14 protein-coding genes are annotated in these 19,166 nt (G+C 71.0%); 9 read left to right on the forward strand and 5 right to left on the reverse strand.

The features are described 5' to 3' along the window. Window positions 1-45: 45 nt before the first annotated feature. The gene (locus ACFYL6_RS32645) at window positions 46-1,800 is read right to left on the reverse strand and encodes an ATP-binding protein (protein WP_387177067.1); all 1,755 of its coding nucleotides are present in this window, start codon (window positions 1,798-1,800) and stop codon (window positions 46-48) included. Between the two features lie 148 nt (window positions 1,801-1,948). Further along, entirely contained in the window at window positions 1,949-2,695 is a 747-nt protein-coding gene (locus tag ACFYL6_RS32650) for a pyrimidine reductase family protein (protein WP_387177068.1), read from the reverse strand. A 150-nt stretch (window positions 2,696-2,845) separates the two neighbouring features. Here ACFYL6_RS32650 and ACFYL6_RS32655 point away from each other — a divergent pair, with 150 nt between their 5' ends. The 6 genes from ACFYL6_RS32655 to ACFYL6_RS32680 all read left to right on the forward strand — a co-directional run bounded on the left by ACFYL6_RS32655 (window position 2,846) and on the right by ACFYL6_RS32680 (window position 9,478). Then, window positions 2,846-3,406, forward strand: coding sequence for a plasmid pRiA4b ORF-3 family protein (locus ACFYL6_RS32655; protein ID WP_387177069.1), 561 nt, complete (start codon window positions 2,846-2,848; stop codon window positions 3,404-3,406). Window positions 3,407-3,707: 301 nt separating this feature from the next. Next, window positions 3,708-4,997 carry an ABC transporter substrate-binding protein gene (locus ACFYL6_RS32660; RefSeq protein ID WP_387177070.1) on the forward strand — a complete coding sequence of 430 codons (1,290 nt, stop codon included), beginning with the start codon at window positions 3,708-3,710 and terminating at the stop codon, window positions 4,995-4,997. Window positions 4,998-5,106: 109 nt separating this feature from the next. Continuing rightward, window positions 5,107-6,078 carry a carbohydrate ABC transporter permease gene (locus ACFYL6_RS32665; protein ID WP_387177071.1) on the forward strand — a complete coding sequence of 324 codons (972 nt, stop codon included), beginning with the start codon at window positions 5,107-5,109 and terminating at the stop codon, window positions 6,076-6,078. Window positions 6,079-6,088: 10 nt separating this feature from the next. Next, a complete protein-coding gene (locus ACFYL6_RS32670; protein WP_387177072.1) occupies window positions 6,089-6,931 on the forward strand; it encodes a carbohydrate ABC transporter permease in 843 nt (280 codons plus the stop codon). Further along, on the forward strand, window positions 6,928-8,349 hold the full coding sequence (locus tag ACFYL6_RS32675; protein WP_387177073.1) for a GH1 family beta-glucosidase: 1,422 nt from the start codon (window positions 6,928-6,930) through the stop codon (window positions 8,347-8,349). Before ACFYL6_RS32670 ends, ACFYL6_RS32675 begins: the two co-directional genes overlap by 4 nt. Window positions 8,350-8,431: 82 nt before the next feature. Next, entirely contained in the window at window positions 8,432-9,478 is a 1,047-nt protein-coding gene (locus tag ACFYL6_RS32680; RefSeq protein WP_387177074.1) for a LacI family DNA-binding transcriptional regulator, read from the forward strand. Window positions 9,479-9,759: 281 nt separating this feature from the next. Here the strand turns inward: ACFYL6_RS32680 and ACFYL6_RS32685 are convergent, their stop codons facing one another. Next, complete coding sequence (locus ACFYL6_RS32685) at window positions 9,760-10,971, reverse strand: acyl-CoA dehydrogenase family protein (RefSeq protein WP_387177075.1); 1,212 nt, start codon at window positions 10,969-10,971, stop codon at window positions 9,760-9,762. Further along, complete coding sequence (locus ACFYL6_RS32690; RefSeq protein WP_387177076.1) at window positions 10,971-12,050, reverse strand: phosphotransferase family protein; 1,080 nt, start codon at window positions 12,048-12,050, stop codon at window positions 10,971-10,973. Before ACFYL6_RS32690 ends, ACFYL6_RS32685 begins: the two co-directional genes overlap by 1 nt. Before the next feature lie 150 nt (window positions 12,051-12,200). On the opposite strand from ACFYL6_RS32690, the gene ACFYL6_RS32695 reads away from it, so the two are divergent. Together ACFYL6_RS32695 and ACFYL6_RS32700 are read left to right on the forward strand one after the other, a co-directional pair. Further along, window positions 12,201-12,902 carry an amino acid-binding protein gene (locus ACFYL6_RS32695; RefSeq protein WP_387177077.1) on the forward strand — a complete coding sequence of 234 codons (702 nt, stop codon included), beginning with the start codon at window positions 12,201-12,203 and terminating at the stop codon, window positions 12,900-12,902. A gap of 89 nt (window positions 12,903-12,991) precedes the next feature. Continuing rightward, window positions 12,992-14,059 carry a GNAT family N-acetyltransferase gene (locus ACFYL6_RS32700; RefSeq protein ID WP_387177078.1) on the forward strand — a complete coding sequence of 356 codons (1,068 nt, stop codon included), beginning with the start codon at window positions 12,992-12,994 and terminating at the stop codon, window positions 14,057-14,059. A 66-nt stretch (window positions 14,060-14,125) separates the two neighbouring features. On the opposite strand, the gene ACFYL6_RS32705 is transcribed toward ACFYL6_RS32700, so the two are convergent. Further along, a complete protein-coding gene (locus tag ACFYL6_RS32705; RefSeq protein WP_387177079.1) occupies window positions 14,126-15,691 on the reverse strand; it encodes an aldehyde dehydrogenase family protein in 1,566 nt (521 codons plus the stop codon). Between the two features lie 434 nt (window positions 15,692-16,125). Here ACFYL6_RS32705 and ACFYL6_RS32710 point away from each other — a divergent pair, with 434 nt between their 5' ends. Beyond that, entirely contained in the window at window positions 16,126-19,029 is a 2,904-nt protein-coding gene (locus ACFYL6_RS32710; protein WP_387177080.1) for a glycoside hydrolase family 9 protein, read from the forward strand. Window positions 19,030-19,166: the final 137 nt, after the last annotated feature.

Consider the following 19,166-nt stretch of genomic DNA (forward strand, 5'->3'; position numbering starts at 1 on the left):
GGGCTCGCAAGCTCACTCCTCGCGCTCACCTGTGCTGGCCCCTAGCTAGAACGGGATGTCGTCGTCGGTGCTGCCGCCGCCGGAGCCCACCACGGCGAACGGGTCCGCGGACTGGGTGATCGAGCGCAGCGTCTCCGATGGTGCCCGGCCCGCCTCGGAGACCCGGGTGGCCCAGGCCGGGAACGGGAACTCCAGGCAGAGCGGCACCGGAATGTCCGGCTGGTTGACGAACATGGTGCCCGGCTTGGCCAGCAACGCCCGCTGGCGCTGCGCGGGCGGCAGGAAGCCGTACTCCGGACGGGACGCCTCGGCCGGGTCGAGCCGGCCGACCACCCGGATCGCCGAGTTGGTGACGATCCGCCGCTCCACCTCGCTCGCCGTCTGCTGCGCGCCGATCAGGATCACCCCGAGCGAGCGGCCCCGCTCGGCGATGTCCAGCAGGACCTCCTTGATCGGGGAGGAGCCCTCCCGGGGGGCGTACTTGTTGAGCTCGTCGAGGACGACGAAGAGCAGCGGCTTGGCGGTGCCGGACTTCTCCTTGCGCTCGAACTCGCTCTTGAGCGTCACACCGACCACGAACCGCTGCGCGCGGTCCGGCAGGTTGTGCAGGTCGACCACTGTGACCTGCGCCGACTCGCTCGTGTTGATCGAGTGGGGGCGCCGGGTCGCGAGGTCACCGCGGATCAGCCGGGCGAGGTCCTTCTTGCTGCCGATCAACCGCCGGGCGAACGCGTTGACGGTGCCCAGCCCCACCGCGCTGCCCGCCCAGTCGGAGCGGGTCTCGTCGTCGTTGAGCTGGTCGACGATGTGGTCGACCAGATCGCCGTAGGAGCCGAGCCGGACCCCGTCGATGCTCACCCCGCCGTCGGCGGGCTGGGCGTAGCGGGCCAGGTGCGCGGCCACCGAGTGGACCACCATCGTGTATTGCTGGCGCTCGTCGTCGGCGTCGGCGAAGACGTACGGCAGCAGGCGGTCGGCGCAGAACTCGCTCAGCGTCCAGTAGAACGAGTCGACCCCGGTGAGCCGGCTGCTCACATCCGGCGTGCCGGCCGCGTCGCCGACCCGGGGCGGGGCGTAGACCCGCACGTCGGGGAAGGCGCCGGCGCTCAACCCGAGCTTCGCGTACGCCGCTCGGGTGGGCTCGTCGAGGCGGGTGTTGGGGTGGTCCAGGAAGAGCAGGTCCTCACCCTTGACGTTGAAGATCAGCGCCTTGGCGTTGACCGCGTCGCCGCCCAGCACGCCGGAGCGGAACACCGAGTAGAGCAGGAAGGTGGCGAAGCTGGTCTTGGTGGCCACCCCGGAGATGCCGGAGATGGAGACGTGCGCGCCACGGCTGCCGTCGAGGAAGTCGGCGTTGAGGTAGACCGGGACGCCGTCCCGACCCATCCCCATCGGGATGCGCCGTTCCATCCGGTCGAAGTGCAGCGCGCGCGCCCGGGCGTCGCCCTCGGCCCGGTGCACCACCGCGCCCGGGGTCGGCGGCACGTACAACTCGGGGTCGACCCGGGTGGTGGTGACCTCGGCCGCCTCCTGCACCTGCGCGGGCAGCGTGCCGTCGGCGATGGCGAACACGTCGGAGTCGAACTGGGCGCCCTCGTGCCGAGCGCGGACCTGGGTGACCACCCCGGCGATCGTCACCGGCTCCCGGTCCGGCAGCTCCCGTCGGGTGACCACCACGTCGTCGAGCTGGAGGTAGCTGCCGGGTGCCACGGCCGTCCAGAACTGCAACGGGGTGGCGTCGGCGGTGCCCAGCACGCGCCCGACCGCCTCGCCCGGGCTGTCGAGGTCGGCGTCGCTCATCGGGCGACTCGGGTCGGTCGGGCGGCACGGTCGGGAACCATGCTGTGCATCCTGCCCGAGGAGTACGACAGGTCGCCACGCGACGCGGCGGACGACACCTTGCGCCGTCACACTCACGACGGTGGGTGTGTGACCGGGCGACGGCGGGTCACCGGCGGGCGTGGCGGAGCAGGAGGACACCGTCCTCGGCGGCGAGCACGTGCCGCAGTGTCAGGTGCCGGGGTGGTGCGGCGTCGCCGGCGGTGATCCGGCCGGGGCCGGGCCCGGCCAGCAGTGGCGAGACGGTGAGGCACAGCTCGTCCACCAGGTCGGCGGCGGTGAGCGCGCCGAACAGGTGTGGGCCACCCTCGCAGAGCAGTTGGGTCAGCCCGCGTCGGTGCAGCTCGGCGAGACCGGCGGCCAGGTCGACCCGCTCGGTGCCGCAGCGCAGCACGTCGGCGACGTCGGTCAGCCCGGGCGGCGGGTCGGCGTCGGCGTGGGTGAGCACCACCGGGCGGGTCGGCGCGTCGGCGAAGGCGGCCTGCGCCGGATCCAGGTCGAGCGAACCGGAGACGACCACGAGCGTCGGGTACTCGGCCAGCCCGTTGGCGCGGCGCCAGGCGCGGCGGCGCTCGTTGAGGCGGACCGCCCGGTACCCCTCGTGGCGCAGCGTGCCGGCCGCCACCACCAGGGCGTCGCAGACCATCCGCAGCAGGCCGAACACCCGCTTGTCCGGCTCGCCGGAGAGCCCGGCGGAGTAGCCGTCCACGGTGACCGCCCCGTCCAGGCTGGCCACGAAGTTCACCCGCAGCCGGGGCTCGTCGGCGCGGCCGTAGAGAGCGGTCAGCGCGGTGTCGTCGAGCGGCTGCGTCGACGGCTCGGGCCAGAGCCGGCGGATCGGAATTCCGACGGTCATTCGCCGGCCGGACCGGTGACCGGAGGGGTCGGTTCGGCGGTACGGTGCTGGCAGTCGCACCAGTTCCGGCCCGGGCAGTCGTCGTGTCGCCGGGCCCGGCACGCTCGGCAGATCATGCTCGCAGCCTAAGCCGCGGGAGGACAGGACAGCATGTCGCGTCAGATCTTCCAGCTGAAGATGTCCCTCGCCGGGACCCGCCCGCCGGTGTGGCGCCGGGTGCTCGTGCCGGCCGGCTACACGCTGGACCGGCTACACCGGGTGGTGCAGCACGCGATGGGTTGGCGGGACTGCCACCTGCACTCGTTCGAGATCGACGCGATGCAGTACGGCGAGCCGGACCCGGACGGGGAGTTGGCGTTGCACGACGAGCTGGACGTGCGGCTCGACGCGGTGCTCGGCAAGGGCAGCCGGTTCTCCTACACGTACGACTTCGGCGACTGGTGGGAGCACGACCTGGTCGTGGAGGACGCGGTGACCGCCGATCCCGACGAGCGGTACCCGGTCTGTCTGGCCGGCGAGCGGGCCTGCCCGCCGGAGGGTATCGGCGGGCCGTCGGGCTACCAGGCACTCCTGGAAGCCCTGGACGACCAGACCGGCACGTCCCCCGTCGGCCCCCGCCAGGCGATGCTGCGCGACTGGGCGGGTCCGACCTTCGACCCGTCCCGCTTCGACCCCGCCCGCGCCACCACCCTCCTCCGCCGCTTCAGCTGATCCCCCCGCCCCACCTTTGTTGATCAAGAGGTTTGCGTCAGCGGAGCCGCTTTTCCTGACCGAAACCTCTTGATCAACAGGGGTGGGGCGGGTGGTGTTCGGCGGGTGGGCGGTGCCTGAGTGATCAGCGGTAACGATCTGGGAACGCTCCCAACGCCCTATTGACACTCCCGTTACCCGCCGGCAATCTCATGGGAGCGCTCCCGGAGGTGGCATGGGTCACTCACGCATCCCCGGCCTGGCGCGATGAGCACCCCCCACCACACACATCAGCCTCACCACCGGAAAGAGGGGTCAGCGCATGAGTGTCACCACGCGGCGTACCCGCCTGGCGGCCGCTGCCCTGGCCGCGATCACCGCAATCAGCGGTCTCGCGGCCTGCGGCAACGACGACGACAAGCCGGCGGCCGGCGAGAAGCCGGCCAAGCTGGTCGTCGACACGTTCGGCGAGTTCGGTTACGAAGAGCTTGTCAAGCAGTACGAGAAGGACACCGGCATCAAGGTCGAGCTGCGCAAGACCGCGCAGCTCGCCGAGTACCGGCCGAAGCTGGTCCGCTACCTGGCCACCGGCAAGGGCGCGGCGGACGTCACCGCCCTGGAAGAGGGCATCCTCAACGAGTTCAAGCCCAACGCGCGCAACTGGGCCGACCTCAACCCCTTGGTCGCCGACCACTCCAAGGAGTTCCTGCCCTGGAAGTGGGAGCTGGGCAAGGCGCCGGACGGCCGGCTGATCGGCCTCCCGACCGACGTCGGCAGCCTCGCCGTCTGCTACCGCAAGGACCTGTTCCAGGCTGCCGGTCTGCCCACCGAGCGCGACCAGGTGTCGGCGCTCTGGCCGGACTGGAAGGGCTTCCACGACGCCGGTCTGAAGTACAAGCAGGGCAGCGGCGGCAAGGCGTTCATCGACTCGATCACCGCCGTCTCCAACGGCGTGATGTTCCAGGGCAACGGTGACCTGTTCTACGACAAGGAAGACAACATCATCGCGGACACCAGCCCCGCGGTGAAGAACGCCTGGGACACCGCCACCTCGATGGCGGACATCTCCGCCAAGGCGCAGACCTGGTCGCCGGAGTGGTCGGGTGGCTTCAAGCAGGGCACCTTCGCGGCAACCTTCTGCCCGTCCTGGATGCTCGGCATCGTCTCGGAGAACTCCGGTGCGGCCAACAAGGGCAAGTGGGACGTCGCGTCCGTGCCCGGCGGCGGCGGTAACTGGGGCGGGTCGTGGCTCGCGGTTCCGGCGCAGAGCAAGTACCCGAAGGAGGCGGCGAAGCTCGCCGAGTACCTGACCAACGCAAAGAGTCAGGTGGAGGCCTTCAAGGCCAAGGGCCCGCTGCCCACGAACCTTGAGGCGCTGAAGAACGAGGCGTTCATCGGCTACACCAACGAGTACTTCAGCAACGCGCCGACCGGCAAGATCTTCGGGGAGAGCGTCGCCAAGATCCAGCCGACGCACCTGGGCCCGAAGCACCAGGCGGTCAAGGAGAACGCGCTCGAGCCGGCCCTGCGGGCGTTCGAGAGTGGGCAGGCCGACAAGGCGAAGGCCTGGGAGCAGTTCACGAAGGATGCCAAGACTCAGGGTGCCTTCTGAGTGATTCCCTGTCGGTGGCGTTCGGGGCTTCCCGGACGCCACCGGCCGGTCCCCTCCGCGTAGCGCCCTGCGCCAGGGCCCCCGGGCCTCGCCGGAAAAGGAAATTCGCATGAGCCTGTCGGCTACGACGGCACCGCCGTCGCCAGCAGCACCGCCTTCTCCCGACCTCCCTTCCCGGCAGCGCCGGGGAAGGTTACTCAACCGCCTCGACGTCAAGTACTCGCCGTACCTCTACATCGCACCGTTCTTCCTGATCTTCGGCGCGTTCGGGTTGTATCCGATGGTGCGTACCGCCTGGATGTCGCTGCACGACTGGGACATGATCGGCGAGCACTCGTTCATCGGCTTCGATAACTACACCCGGCTGTTCTCCGACGAGTACTTCTGGAACGCGCTGGTCAACACGTTCGGCATCTTCGCCCTGTCGACCATCCCGCAGCTGTTGCTCGCCCTCTTCCTGGCGAACCTGCTCAACCGGACCTTCCTGCGCGCCAAGACCTTCTTCCGGATGGCAATCTTCATGCCGAACGTGGTGTCGGTGGCCGCGGTCGCGATCGTCTTCGGGATGCTGTTCCAGCGGGAGTTCGGCCTGTTCAACTGGCTGCTCGGCCTCGTCGGTGTCGACCCGGTCGACTGGGACGGGCAGCGGTGGAGTTCCTGGTTCGCCATCTCGTCGATGGTCAACTGGCGGTGGACCGGTTACAACACCCTGATCCTGCTCGCCGGCATGCAGGCGATCCCGAAGGACCTCTACGAGGCCGCGGAGATCGACGGCGCCGGCCCGTGGCGGCAGTTCTGGCAGATCACCCTGCCCATGCTCAAGCCCACCTTCACCTTCGTGGTCATCCTGTCCACGATCGGCGGCATGCAGCTCTTCACCGAGCCACTGCTCTTCGCCAACGGCAACATTCTCGGCGGCAGTCAGCGGGAGTTCCAGACGCTTGCCATGTACATGTACGAGATGGGCATCGCGAACCTGAACACCGCCGGCTACGGAGCCGCGGTCGCCTGGGCGATCTTCATGATCATCGTTGTGGTGTCGCTGCTCAACTTCCTACTCGTCCGCCGCTCGGCGAAGTGAGGAGAGATCGATGATCTCGGCTTCCCAGCGCCTGTGGCGCACCAGCCCGCTGACCTACGTGGCGCTCGTCCTGGCGGCGCTGCTGTCGATCTACCCGTTCTACTACATGCTGGTGATCGGCAGTCGCAGCCTGGACTCCATCAACGACGTGCCGCCGCCGCTGACCCCCGGCGGAGCGTTCGGTGACAACTTCGGGCGGGTGCTCGACAACGACGCCGCCAACTTCCTCACCGGCATGATGAACTCGATCATCGTCTCCTCGGTGGTCACGCTGTCGGTGGTGCTCACCGGTTCGCTGGCCGGGTTCGCCTTCGCCAAGCTGAAGTTCCGGGGTAGCAACGCCCTCCTGCTGGCGATCATCGTCACCATGATGATCCCGACGCAGATGGGGCTCATCCCGCTCTGGGGCATGATGCAGGACCTCGGGTGGTACGACACCCTCTACGCGGTCACCGTGCCGTTCCTGGTCAGCGCCTTCGGCGTGTTCATGATGCGGCAGTACGCCAGCCAGGCCATCTCCGACGAGCTGATCGAGGCCGGCCGTGTCGACGGGGCGAGCACGTTCCGGATCTACTGGAGCATCGTGCTGCCCGCGCTGCGTCCCGCCGCCGGCGTGCTCGGTCTGCTGACCTTCATGGAGACCTGGAACTCGTTCATCTGGCCGTACGCCATCCTCACCCCGGAGAACCCGACCCTGCAGGTCTCGCTCTCCTTCCTGTCGTACGCCTACTACACCGACTACTCCCAGGTGTTCGCCGCCACGGCGATCGGCACCATCCCCCTCGTACTCGTCTTTCTCGTGTTCGGCCGCCAGATCATCGGCGGGATCATGGAAGGTGCCGTCAAGTCGTGAGCAACCCCGCCAGCCCACCCGCCGTCGACGTCCTCGACGAGCGCCCCGGGCTGACCTTTCCACCCGGATTCCTCTGGGGGGCCGCGACGGCGGCGTACCAGATCGAGGGGGCGGCGGCCGTGGACGGCCGTGCCCCGTCGATCTGGGACACCTTCAGCCACACCGAGGGTCGAGTCGTCGCCGGGCACACCGGGGACGTGGCGTGCGACCACTACCACCGCCTCGGTGACGACGTCGCGCTGATGGCCGAGCTGGGCCTGAAGTCGTACCGTTTCTCGGTCTCCTGGTCCCGGGTGCAGCCCGCCGGTACCGGCGCGGCCAACCCGCGTGGCCTGGACTTCTACCGGCGACTGGTGGACGAGCTGCTGGGCAACGGCATCGAGCCGTGGCTCACCCTCTACCACTGGGACCTGCCCCAGCCGCTGGAAGACGCCGGCGGCTGGCCGGCCCGGGACACCGCGGCCCGCTTCGCCGACTACACCGCCCTGGTGGCCGACGCGCTCGGTGACCGGGTGCGCTACTGGACCACGCTGAACGAGCCGTGGTGCTCGGCGTTCCTCGGCTACGGCTCCGGCGTGCACGCCCCCGGCCGCACCGACGGAGCGGACGCGGTGCGCGCCGGACACCACCTGATGCTCGGTCACGGCCTGGCCGTGCAGGCACTGCGGGCCGTCCGCCCGGCCGCCGAGGTGGGCGTGACAGTCAACCTCTACCCCGTCGACCCGGCCAGCGACACCCCCGCCGACCGGGACGCCGCCCGGCGGATCGACGGGCTGGCCAACCGGTTCTTCCTGGACCCGCTGCTGCGCGGGTCGTACCCGGAGGACCTGGTGGCCGACCTCAGCACGGTGACCGACTTCGACCACGTGCACGACGGCGACCTGGAGACCATCTCCACGCCGCTGGACCTGGTCGGGGTCAACTACTACAGCCGGCACGTGGTCGCCGCACCGGTCGAGGGCGTCGAGGCCGACCCGGCCCCGTCGTGCTGGCCGGGCAGCGAGGATGTCAGGTTCGTCACCCGTGGCGTCCCGGTCACCGACATGGGCTGGGAGATCGACGCCCCGGGCCTGGCCGAGACGCTGCGCCGGGTGCACGGCTACACCGACCTGCCCCTGTACGTCACCGAAAACGGTTCCGCGTTCGTCGACTCGGTGGTCGACGGGCAGGTCGACGACGTCGATCGGCTGGCCTACTTCGACGCCCACCTGCGCGCCGCCCACGAGGCGATCGACGCCGGAGTGCCGCTGCGGGGATACTTTGCCTGGTCGTTGATGGATAATTTCGAATGGGCCTGGGGTTACACCAAGCGGTTCGGCATGATCCACGTCGACTATGACAGCCAGGTCCGCACCCCCAAGTCCAGCGCCAAGTGGTACGCCTCGGTGATCCGGCGCAACGGTCTGGCCGCACAATAGGCTCGGGCCAGCCATCAGGACGGCCCCGGCGACCGCCTCTGGCAGGTGGCGCCGGGTCCGTCCGCCGTCGGAGGAGCAGACGATGACAACGCAGCGCACCCGGTCGCTCGGGCGCCCGACCCTCGACGCGGTCGCGGCGCGCGCCGGCGTCGGTCGGGGCACGGTCTCCCGCGTGGTCAACGGCTCGCCCCAGGTCAGCCCGGAGGCCCGGGCCGCGGTCCAACAGGCCATCGCGGAGCTGGGGTACGTGCCGAACCGGGCCGCCCGTGCGCTCGTCACCCAGCGCACCGACTCCGTCGCGCTGGTGGTGTCCGAATCCGGCGAGCGGGTCTTCACCGAGCCGTTCTTCGCCGCGATCGTGCGGGGGATCAGCTCCGGGCTGCTGGAGACGCCCATGCAGCTCTGGCTGGCCATGGCGCAGTCGCCGGTGGAGCGGGAGCGGGTCGAGCACCACCTCACCAACCAGCACGTCGACGGCGTACTGCTGCTGTCGTTGCACGACTCCGACCCGCTGCCGACGCTGCTGGAGGAGCGCGGCCTACCCGCCGTGCTCGGCGGTCGGCCCGCCCGGATGCTGCAACCCGGCGCCCAACCGGCCTGGTTTGTCGACGTGGACAACGTTGGCGGGGCCCGGCAGGCGGTGGAGTACCTGGCGCGGCAGGGGCGGCGACGGGTCGCCACCATCGCCGGTCCGCAGGACATGGGTGCCGGCCTGGCGCGGTTGGCCGGCTACACCGATGCGGTCAAGGCCACCGGTGCCAGCGTCAACCCCGACCTGATCGCGTACGGCGACTTCAGCGAGGGCAGCGGCGCGGCCGGAATGCGCCGGCTACTGGACGTCTGCCCGGACCTGGACGCGGTCTTCGTCGCCTCCGACCTCATGGCGTTCGGCGCGCTGCGTACCCTGCGCGAGGCCGGCCTGCGCGTACCGCAGGACGTCGCGGTGATCGGCTTCGACGACGCGACGATCGCCCGACAGGCGGAGCCGCCGCTGACCACTGTCTTCCAGCCGGTGGAGGAGATGGGCCGGCAGATGGCCCGCCTGCTGGTGGCCCGGATCCGTGGCGAGGAGCTACCCGCCTCCCACATCCTGCTGGACACCCAGTTGGTCCACCGAGCCTCCGCCTGACCCACCGCTCCCCGCCCGGCGCCCGTCCCCGCGTCGTGCGTGTCGATCATGGGGTTGGCCTGGACATTTCCGGCATCCCACCTCGCCAACCTCATGATCAAGAAGGCTGGCGGGCAAGATCGTGCTCGATCCTGGATCGAGTGGCCTCCCGGCGACCGGACACCACTACATCCAGGATCGAGCGCGATCTTGGGGCTTGCGGGGGCTGCGGGCCTGCGGGTGCGGTGGGCGTGTGCGGGTTGGTGGGTGGGCGGGGTTGTCGCCCGGCGGTCAGGCGGAGGTTACGTCGTCCAGCGGCGGAGTTCGCGCTTGGCCAGGGAGTTGCGGTGGACCTCGTCGGGGCCGTCGGCGAGGCGCAGGGTGCGGGTTTGCGCCCAGAGTGCGGCCAGTGGGGTGTCCTGGCTGACGCCGGCGCCGCCGTACCCCTGGATCGCCTTGTCGATCACCCACTCCGCCATCGCCGGCGTGCCGATCTTGATGGCTTGGATCTCGGTGTGCGCGCCCTTGTTGCCGACGGTGTCCATCAGCCAGGCCGTCTTGAGCACCAGCAGTCGGGCCTGCTCGATGCGGACCCGGGACTCGGCGATCCACTCCCGGACCACGCCCTGCTCGGCCAGCGGTCGGCCGAAGGCGATCCGTTCGTTGGCGCGGCGGCAGAGCAGCTCCAGGGCCCGCTCGGCCATTCCGATCAATCGCATGCAGTGGTGGATCCGGCCCGGACCCAGCCGGGCCTGGGCGATGGCGAAGCCGGTGCCCTCGGCACCGATCAGGTTCTCCGCGGGCACCCGGACGTCGGTGAAGTCGATCTCGGCGTGCCCGCCGTGCGAACCGTCGGTGTAGCCGAAGACGGTCATGCCCCGGCGTACGGTCACCCCGGGGGTGTCCCGGGGGACCAGCACCATGCTCTGCTGGCGGTGCCGGTCGGCGGTGGGGTCGGTCTTGCCCATCACGATGAAGATCTCGCAGCGCGGGTCCATGGCACCGGACGACCACCACTTCCGCCCGTTGATCACGTACTCGTCGCCGTCGCGGGTGATCCGGGTGGCGATGTTGGTGGCGTCGGAGGACGCGACGTCCGGCTCGGTCATGCAGAACGCCGAGCGGATCTCACCCTCCAGCAGGGGCATCAGCCAGCGCTTCTGCTGCGCCTCGGAGCCGAACTCGGCCAGCAACTCCATGTTGCCGGTGTCGGGCGCCGCGCAGTTGACCGCCTCCGGCGCCAGGTGCGGGCTGCGCCCGGTCAGCTCGGCCAGCGGTGCGTACTGGAGGTTGGTGAGGCCGGCGCCGTAGCGCGGGTCGGGCAGGAAGAGGTTCCACAGGCCGCGCTTGCGGGCCTCCGCCTTCAGTTCGGCCAACACCGGGGTACGCGACCACGGGTCCCCGGCGGCCACCTGCTCGGCGTGCACGGCCTCGGCCGGGTAGACGTGCTCGGTCAGGAACCGGGTCAGCTCGCCGCGCAGCTCCTCGGTCCGGCTGTCGTATGAGAAGTCCATCACCGCTCCCTGGCGGCGGTCAGCCCGTGCGCGACCAGCGGTGCCACCATCTCGCCGATCCGGTCGAAGCCCTCGCCGAGCGTCTGCCCGAGCGTGTGGCGGTAGTGGATGCCCTCGCAGATGACCGCGAGTTTGAAACAGCCCAGCGCCACGTGCCAGTGCAGCGGCCCGACGTCCACGGCGCTGCGCCCGGCGTACCTGTCGATCAGCTCGCTGCCGGTGGGGAAGCCGGCGCGCGGGCCGAGCCCGTCGGCGACGGGGTTGCCCGCGGCGGTGTCGCTGCCGCCGAGCACGTCCCAGTACGTCAGCAGCAGTCCCAGGTCGGCCAGGGGGTCGCCGAGGGTGGCCATCTCCCAGTCGAGCACCGCGTGCACGGCGACCGGGTCGGCCGAGGCGAGGAGGTTGTCCAGCCGGTAGTCGCCGTGCACGATCCGGCCGGCGTTCGCGCCCTCCGGGGCGGTCGCCGCGAGCAGGTCACGCAGCTCGTCGATGCCGGGCAGTGGACGGCTGCGGGAGCGGTCGAGCTGCCCGGCCCAGCGGCGGACCTGCCGGGCCAGGTAGCCCTCGGGGCGGCCGAAGTCAGCCAGCCCGACCGTGGACGGCTCGACGCTGTGCAGCGCGGCGAGCGTGTCCATCATCGCCATGGCGAGGGCCCGGCGGCGCTCGTCGCCCAGCGGGTCGGTCTGCGCGCGGGTCCGGAACACCTCGCCGGGCATCCGCTCCATGAGGTAGAACGGCGCGCCGATCACCTCGGGGTCGGCGCAGAGCAGCAGCGCACCCGGGACCGGCACCTCGGTAGGTGCCAGCGCCGAGATGACCCGGAACTCCCGCGCCATGTCGTGCGCGGTCGCCAGCACGTGCCCCAGCGGCGGGCGGCGCAGCACGACCTCGCGCTCGCCGAGGCGCAGGAGGTAGGTGAGGTTGGACTTGCCGCCCGCGATCAGCTGGGCCCGCAGCGGCCCGACGGCCAGGTCGGGTCGGTGCTCCGCCAGGTAGTCGGCGAGACGGTCCAGGGCCAGCCCCGCTGGGGAGACGGGAACGGCCCCCGGCCGTGACTCATCGACGGCCGGATCGCTCATCCGACTAGTTGATGGCAGCCCGCTCACGTTGTCAAGGTCAGAATTTCCGCTCGGGACATGCCCCTGCAACAGGGACGAAATGGTCAACTACCAGGCTGGGGCCAGCCTGCCGGTCGCTCTTTCGCCGGCCCGCCGAGCGGAGGGACAGACATGTTGCTGCGAGTTCGGGTCACCCTGCCGGACCGTCCGGGCACCCTCGGTCAGGTCGCCCGCACATTGGGCGTCTCCGGGGCGGACATCGTCCAGGTGGTGGTCCTCGAACGGCTCGGCGGGCGCGCGGTGGACGACTTCACTGTCGTCTGGCCGGGCGCGGCTCGGGTGGAGCGGCTGCTGGCTGGCCTCGCGGCGATACCGGGCGTGCGGGTGGACGGTGTGTGGCGGGCGATCGGCGCGCCCACCACCACCGGCCAGGACGCGGAACTGTTGGCACAGGTCGCGGCCAACCCGGCCGACGGGTTGGCCACCCTTGTCGACGCGGTGCCCGGGTTGTTGGCCGCAGACTGGGCCGTGGGTGCCGTGGTGCCGGTCGACTGGGCCTCCCGGACCGGCGGTGGCGGGGCGACAGTGGGGCACGCGAGCTGGCGTACCCCGGTACCCCTGCGGCTGCCGGAGGTCACCCCGCTGCGCGGGCGCTCGATGACCACGCCCGACGGCACCCACCACGCGATCGCGCCGTTCGGCCGGGCGGGCCTGGTGCTGGTGGTGGCCCGCGAGCGCAGCGAGACCCTCTCCGCCGCGGCGTTCCACAGCACCGAGGTGGACCGGCTCACCCAGCTCGTCCGCGCCTGCGCGGTGATCCTCGGTGACCGCCTCGACCTCGTCGGCGCGCCGCCGGTGGTCGCCGGCCCCTGAGCGGCCCGAGGAGTTCCCGGGCCGACACCGCCGGGCAACCGGGCGGCAACAGGCGCGGGTGAGGCTCTTACCGGGGAAGGGAGCCAACCATGACGTTGTGGCGGATCCGAGCGACGGTGGACGACCGACCGGGTTACCTGTCGGTGCTCACGGCGAGCCTCGCGCTGCGCGGGGTCAACATCCTCACCGTGCAGGTGCAGCCCACCGAGCAGGGCGCGGTGGACGACTTCCTGGTCGACGCGCCGGACGCGCTCGACGAGGCCGAGCTGATCGCCGCCGTCGAGCGGGGTCGGGGCCGGGACTGCTGGGTGGCGCGCAGCGAGGCGCGTGGCCTGGCGGACCAGCCCACCCGGGTGCTCGGGCTGGCCAACCGGCTGGTGCGTGACCCGGACGCGACGGGCGAGGCGTTGCGGACCCTGCTCGCCGCCGACGTCGTCAGCTGGCGACCAGCGTCGGTGGGCGTCGAACGGGGGATCACCGGGGCCAGCATGCTGTTGGCCGACCCGGCGGGCGGTTCGTTCGCGCTGCGCCGGGCCGCGCCCGACTTCACCCCGGCGGAGTACGCGCGGGCGCAGGCCCTGGTCGAGCTGGCGGCCACCGTGGCGCGCCGGGCCGCCGAACAGGTCACTCTGGTGCTGCCCGACGGCGCGGAGGTGGCCGTCCGGCCGGCCAGCGCCCACGACCTGTCGGGCGTCCTGGAGCTGCACGAGGCGTGCTCCCCGCACAGCCGGCAGCGGCGTTATCTGGGCGGCGCGCTGCCGCAGCCGGCCCGCCTGCGTCGGCTGTTGGAGCCGAGCCGAGGGCTGACACTGATCGCCACGACCGCCGGCGCCGACGGCACGGCCGAGTCGGTGGTCGCCATGGCGAACCTGCTTGGCGAGGGCGACGAGGCCGAGGTGGCGCTGCTGGTGCGGGACGACTGGCAGCGGCGTGGGCTCGGCTCGGCGTTGCTACGCCGGCTGGCTCAGCACGCCGACAGGTCCGGGTACGCGGCGCTGGTGCTGCACGTCCAGGCCAGCAACGACCCGATGCTGCGGACGCTGCACCGGCTGGGCCGGCCCGCCGCGGCGGAGCGCGACGGCGGGCTGGTCACCCTCACCGTTCCGCTCGCCGTGGCCGCCCCGGCGGACCGGACGGGCGCGTTCTCCACGCCCTAGCGAGGGCCCGACGAGGGCCCCTTGTGCACGCCGAGCGTCCACAAGGGGACCTCTCCGGACCGGTCGTCAGGTGGTGGGGTAACTGTTGTAGTCGGGGAAGTTGCCGTAGAGCCGGCCGTCGCCGCCGACGGTGACGGCGTGCACCAACAGGTCGCCGCCGACGAACGCGCCCTTCCAGGAGGCGCCCCGGCCGCCGAACGGTTCGTCCCGGTCACCGCGTGAGCGTGGCTTGTTGATGCCCACCTTGAACGCCTGCAGGTCCACGGCGAGCTTGCCGGCCTCGTCGGTGTCGTCGCAGGCCAGCGAGGCCACCAGCGCGCCGTTGGAGGCGTTCATGGCGGCCAGTAGCTCGTCGGTGGTGTCCACCACGACGATCGTGTCGACCGGCCCGAACGGTTCGGCGTGCATCAGCCGGGACCGCCCGGGCGGGGCGAGCAGCACCGACGGCGCCACGTATGCCGAGGTGTCCTGTCCGGGTAGGAACGGCGCGCCGGTGAGCTTGCCCCGGTGCAGCGGGATCGCGCCGCCGCGGACCGCCTCGTCGACCTTGCGGCGTAGCTCGTCGGCCTTGGCGGCGCTGATCAGCGGCCCGAAGTCCAGCTCGGGCAGCGGGTCGCCGGCGGCCCAGTCGTCGCCGACGGCGAGCGGGTGACCGAAGCGGACCGAGCGGACGACCGGCAGGTACATGTCGAGGAACTCGTCGACCAGGTCGCGCTGCACCACGAACCGGGGGTACGCGGTGCAGCGCTGCTTGCCGTACTCGAAGCCCTTCCTGAGGTGCGTGGCGAGCAGGTCCCACTGGGAGAAGTTCCAGATGCCCCAGGCGTTGAGGCCCTCCTGCTCGATGAAGTGCCGCTTGTCGCTGTCGAGCAGCGCGGCGGCCACCTTGCCGCCGTTGGACCGGCCGCCGACGAATGCCACCGCGCCGATCTCGGGTGCCCGCACCAGCACCTCGGACAGCTCTCCGCCGCTGCCGGAGACGAGTGTCGCGGGCAACCCGGCCCGGCGCATCAGCGCGTGCGCGACGGTCAGGCACACCGCGCCGCCCTGGGACGGGGTCTTGGCGATGACCGCGTTGCCCGCCAGGAGCTGCACCAGTTCGGCGTGCACCAGCACGCTCATCGGGTAGTTCCACGACGCGATGTTGCTGACCGGGCCGGGCAGTGGTTCGCGGCCGTCGGCGAGCATCCGGTCGATCTCGCCCGCGTACCAGCGGACGCCGTCGAGCGCCCGGTCCACGTCGGCGCAGGCCAGCCGCCACGGCTTGCCGATCTCCCACACCAGCAGCAGGGCGAGCAGGTCGCGGTGGGCGGTGAGCGAGTCGAGCGCGTCGGCGACCCGGGCCTTGCGGTCGGCCAGCGGGGTCCGGGCCCAGGTCCGGTGCGCGGTGGCGGCGTGGGCGACCGCGGCGCGCGCGGTGGCCGCGTCGACCCGGGGCAGGTTGATGAGGACGGTGTTGTCCACCGGGGTGCGGACCGCGACGGGCTGGCCGACCGCCCGCCATTCGCCCTCGACCAGATTGTGCAGGGTGGTGACGCCGTCGACCTCGGCGCCGAACGCCTCCGGGGTGACGGCCACCGCGCGGGCCAGGATGTCGGTCCAGGCGGTGTCATCGGCGAGTCGTAGTGCCATCGCTTCTCCTCAGGGTTGACCGGGGAGCGGCGGCGTCGACGGCACCGCTGGTGAGCGGTACTGTCTCGCGCTTGGTAGTGGGTCAGCAACAGTACGTTTGTCTGGCTGGCCGCGTAGGCGCTCCAGCGGCGCGAGGATCTTTCCGGATGCTTCCGTGGTGAGCTGCGCAAACGTCAGGCGAGCATCGATCTGTATCGATGGTGTGAGATGGTCCGCAGTGGTTACCCGTGAGTACGGAAGCGGCGTCGCGCGCCTCGGTCCCAGGTGGCGGGCTTCCCAACCGTCGAGCCGACCATTACATTGTCGGTTATCCATGGGAGCGCTTCCATGACCCATGGTCACACCGCCACCCCCGCTGTCGCCGGTGGCCGTGCCGCCCGTACGCCGTCCCGCGTCGGTGCGACCGCCGGCGGCGCCTCCGACAGGAGCCCGCCATGCGCCACCTGACCCGGCCGTCCAGCGGCCAACCCGGTCGGTCACCGGTCGCCGACCAGCCCTGGCCACGGCGGCTGCTGGCCGCCGGCGTCGCCCTGCTCACCGGGCTGTCCCTCGTGGCCGCCGGGCCGACGACGTCGCCCGCTGCCGCCGCACCCGCGGCGACCTACAACTACGCCGAGGCGCTGCAGAAGTCGCTGCTCTTCTACGAGGCGCAGCAGTCCGGTCGACTGCCCGACTGGAACCGGGTCTCCTGGCGCGGCGACAGCGCGCTCACCGACGGCGCCAGCGCGGGGGTGGACCTCACCGGCGGCTGGTACGACGCCGGCGACCACGTCAAGTTCGGCTTCCCGATGGCGTTCAGCGCCACCATGCTCGCCTGGGGGGCGGTGGAGTACCGCAGCGGCTACACCGCCTCCGGGCAACTGCCGCACCTGCTCAACAACCTGCGGTTCGTCAACGACTACTTCATCAAGGCGCACCCGTCGGCCAACGTCCTCTACGGACAGGTCGGCAAGGGCGACGACGACCACAAGTGGTGGGGCCCGGCCGAGGTGATGCCGATGGCGCGGCCCGCGTACAAGATCGATGCGAGCTGTGGCGGCGCGGACCTGGCGGGGGAGACGGCGGCCGCGATGGCCGCCTCCTCGATGGTGTTCCGGCCCACCGACGCGACCTACGCCGACCGGCTGCTCGGGCACGCACGCCAGCTCTACACCTTCGCCGACACGGTGCGGAAGTCCTACCACGAGTGCATCACCGACGCCACGAGCTTCTACCGTTCGTGGAGCGGCTGGCAGGACGAGCTGGTCTGGGCCGCGATCTGGCTGCACCGGGCCACCGGCGAGGCCAGCTACCTGGCCAAGGCCGAGAGTGAGTACGACAAGCTCGGCACCGAGAACCAGTCCACCACCCGCTCCTACAAGTGGACCATCGCCTGGGACAACAAGCAGTTCGGCGCGTACGTGCTGCTGGCCAACCTGACCGGCAAGCAGAAGTACGTCGACGACGCCAACCGGTGGCTGGACTACTGGACCGTCGGCGTGAACGGGCAGCGGGTGCCGTACTCGCCGGGCGGGATGGCGGTGCTCGACTCCTGGGGCGCGCTGCGCTACGCCGCGAACACCTCCTTCGCCGCGCTTGTCTACAGCGACAAGACCACCGACACCACCCGCAAGGCGCGCTACCACGACTTCGCCGTTAGGCAGATCAACTACGCGCTCGGCGATAACCCGCGCAACTCCAGCTACGTCATCGGGTTCGGCGCCAACGCACCGAAGAACCCGCACCACCGCACCGCGCACGGCTCCTGGTGGGACAGCCAGACCGTGCCCGTCGAGACCCGCCACACCCTCTACGGCGCGCTGGTCGGCGGCCCGTCCTCGGCCAACGACGCGTACAGCGACAGCCGGTCGGACTACGTGATGAACGAGGTGGCCACCGACTACAACGCCGGCTTCACGTCCGCGCTGGTCCGGCTGACCTCCGAGTACGGCGGCACGCCGCTGGCGAACTTCCCGGTCGCCGAGACGCCGGACATCGACGAGCTGACCGTGGAGACCACTGTGACGCAGGCCGAACCTCGGGCCACCGGGCTCAAGGTGATGGTCTACAACAAGTCCGCGTTCCCGGCCCGTGCGCTGACCGACGGCCGGTTCCGGTACTACTTCCGGCCCGACGGCACCGGCCCCGTGCAGGTCACCGCCGGCTACACCCAGGGCTGCCCGTCCCCGACCACGGCCAAGCAGTTCAGCGGTGACATCTGGTACGTCGAGGTGGACTGCGCCGGGTACACCATCGCCCCGGCGGGTCAGTCGCAGCACCGGATGGAGGTCCAGTTCAAGGTCGGTGTGCCGGAGGGCGGCACCTGGGACCCGACCAACGACCCGTCGTACCAGGCCACCGCCGGGCCCAACCGGAAGGTGCCGCTCTACTCCGGCACCACCCGGGTCTGGGGCGAGGAGCCGGGTCCGGTCGTGCCGGACACCACCAAGCCGACCGTCCCGGGTACCCCGGTGGCGTCGCAGTTGACGCCGAGGTCGGTCACCCTGACCTGGGCGCCCTCCACGGACAGCGGCGGCAGTGGCCTCGCCGGGTACGACGTCCGCGAGTTCATGGTAGGTAACGACGTGGTGGCCACCCGGCGGGTCACCGAGAACTCGATCACCATCACCACGTTGCTGCCGGAACGGACGTTCGAGTACACCATCGTGGCGCGCGACGGCGCGGGCAACGAGTCGGCCGCCTCGCCGAAGCTCAGCGTGACCACACCACCGGCCGGCACCGCCGACACCACCGCGCCGAGCACACCCGGCACGCCGGTCGCCTCGGCCGTCACCGCCACCGGGCTCACCCTGGCCTGGACCCCGTCGACCGACAACGTGGGCGTCACCGGCTACCGGGTCTATCGCGAGGCCGGCGCCACCGACGTGCTGGTCGGCTCGCCGACCGGCACCACCCAGGCGGTGTCCGGGTTGACCGCCTCGACGGCGTACCAGTTCTACGTGGTGGCCGTGGACGCGGCCGGCAACACCTCCGCGGCGTCCACGCCGGTCGCGGTGACCACCGCGGCCCCGCCGGTCGGCGGCACCTGCACCGTGGGGTACGCCACCACCGACTGGGGCACCGGCTTCACCGCCAACGTGTCGATCACCAACACCGGCACCACCGCGATCAACGGCTGGGCGCTGCGGTTCAGCTTCCCCGGTGGGCAGAGCGTCGGCCAGGGCTGGTCGGCGACGGTCAGCCAGAGCGGCGCGGCGGTGACCGCCACGAACCTGTCCTACAACGGCACGATCGCGGCCGGCGCGTCGGTGAGCTTCGGCTTCAACGGCACGTACAGCGGCGCCAACCCGAAGCCGACCGCCTTCACCGTCAACAACACCCCCTGCACCATCGCCTGACCGGCGCCGCGACGAGATCTTGGACAGTTACCGTTCCGCGCGGACTGTGCTGTCCCGAGACATGTGTCAAGGGGAAGTCCCGATAGATGTGTCATGAGTTGTTGATCAGGCTGCTCGGGTGAGGCTGATGTAGGTCC

Source organism: Micromonospora sp. NPDC007208 (assembly GCF_042869175.1).
Taxonomy (GTDB): domain Bacteria; phylum Actinomycetota; class Actinomycetes; order Mycobacteriales; family Micromonosporaceae; genus Micromonospora; species Micromonospora foliorum.

Bases quoted from the DNA above. Each gene is read 5' to 3' on its own strand.
- ACFYL6_RS32645 (WP_387177067.1), bottom strand. From the start codon at position 1,800: ATGAGCGACGCCGACCTCGACAGCCCGGGCGAGGCGGTCGGGCGCGTG.
- ACFYL6_RS32650 (WP_387177068.1), bottom strand. From the start codon at position 2,695: ATGACCGTCGGAATTCCGATCCGCCGGCTCTGGCCCGAGCCGTCGACG.
- ACFYL6_RS32655 (WP_387177069.1), top strand. From the start codon at position 2,846: ATGTCGCGTCAGATCTTCCAGCTGAAGATGTCCCTCGCCGGGACCCGC.
- ACFYL6_RS32660 (WP_387177070.1), top strand. From the start codon at position 3,708: ATGAGTGTCACCACGCGGCGTACCCGCCTGGCGGCCGCTGCCCTGGCC.
- ACFYL6_RS32665 (WP_387177071.1), top strand. From the start codon at position 5,107: ATGAGCCTGTCGGCTACGACGGCACCGCCGTCGCCAGCAGCACCGCCT.
- ACFYL6_RS32670 (WP_387177072.1), top strand. From the start codon at position 6,089: ATGATCTCGGCTTCCCAGCGCCTGTGGCGCACCAGCCCGCTGACCTAC.
- ACFYL6_RS32680 (WP_387177074.1), top strand. From the start codon at position 8,432: ATGACAACGCAGCGCACCCGGTCGCTCGGGCGCCCGACCCTCGACGCG.
- ACFYL6_RS32685 (WP_387177075.1), bottom strand. From the start codon at position 10,971: ATGGACTTCTCATACGACAGCCGGACCGAGGAGCTGCGCGGCGAGCTG.
- ACFYL6_RS32690 (WP_387177076.1), bottom strand. From the start codon at position 12,050: ATGAGCGATCCGGCCGTCGATGAGTCACGGCCGGGGGCCGTTCCCGTC.
- ACFYL6_RS32695 (WP_387177077.1), top strand. From the start codon at position 12,201: ATGTTGCTGCGAGTTCGGGTCACCCTGCCGGACCGTCCGGGCACCCTC.
- ACFYL6_RS32700 (WP_387177078.1), top strand. From the start codon at position 12,992: ATGACGTTGTGGCGGATCCGAGCGACGGTGGACGACCGACCGGGTTAC.
- ACFYL6_RS32705 (WP_387177079.1), bottom strand. From the start codon at position 15,691: ATGGCACTACGACTCGCCGATGACACCGCCTGGACCGACATCCTGGCC.
- ACFYL6_RS32710 (WP_387177080.1), top strand. From the start codon at position 16,126: ATGCGCCACCTGACCCGGCCGTCCAGCGGCCAACCCGGTCGGTCACCG.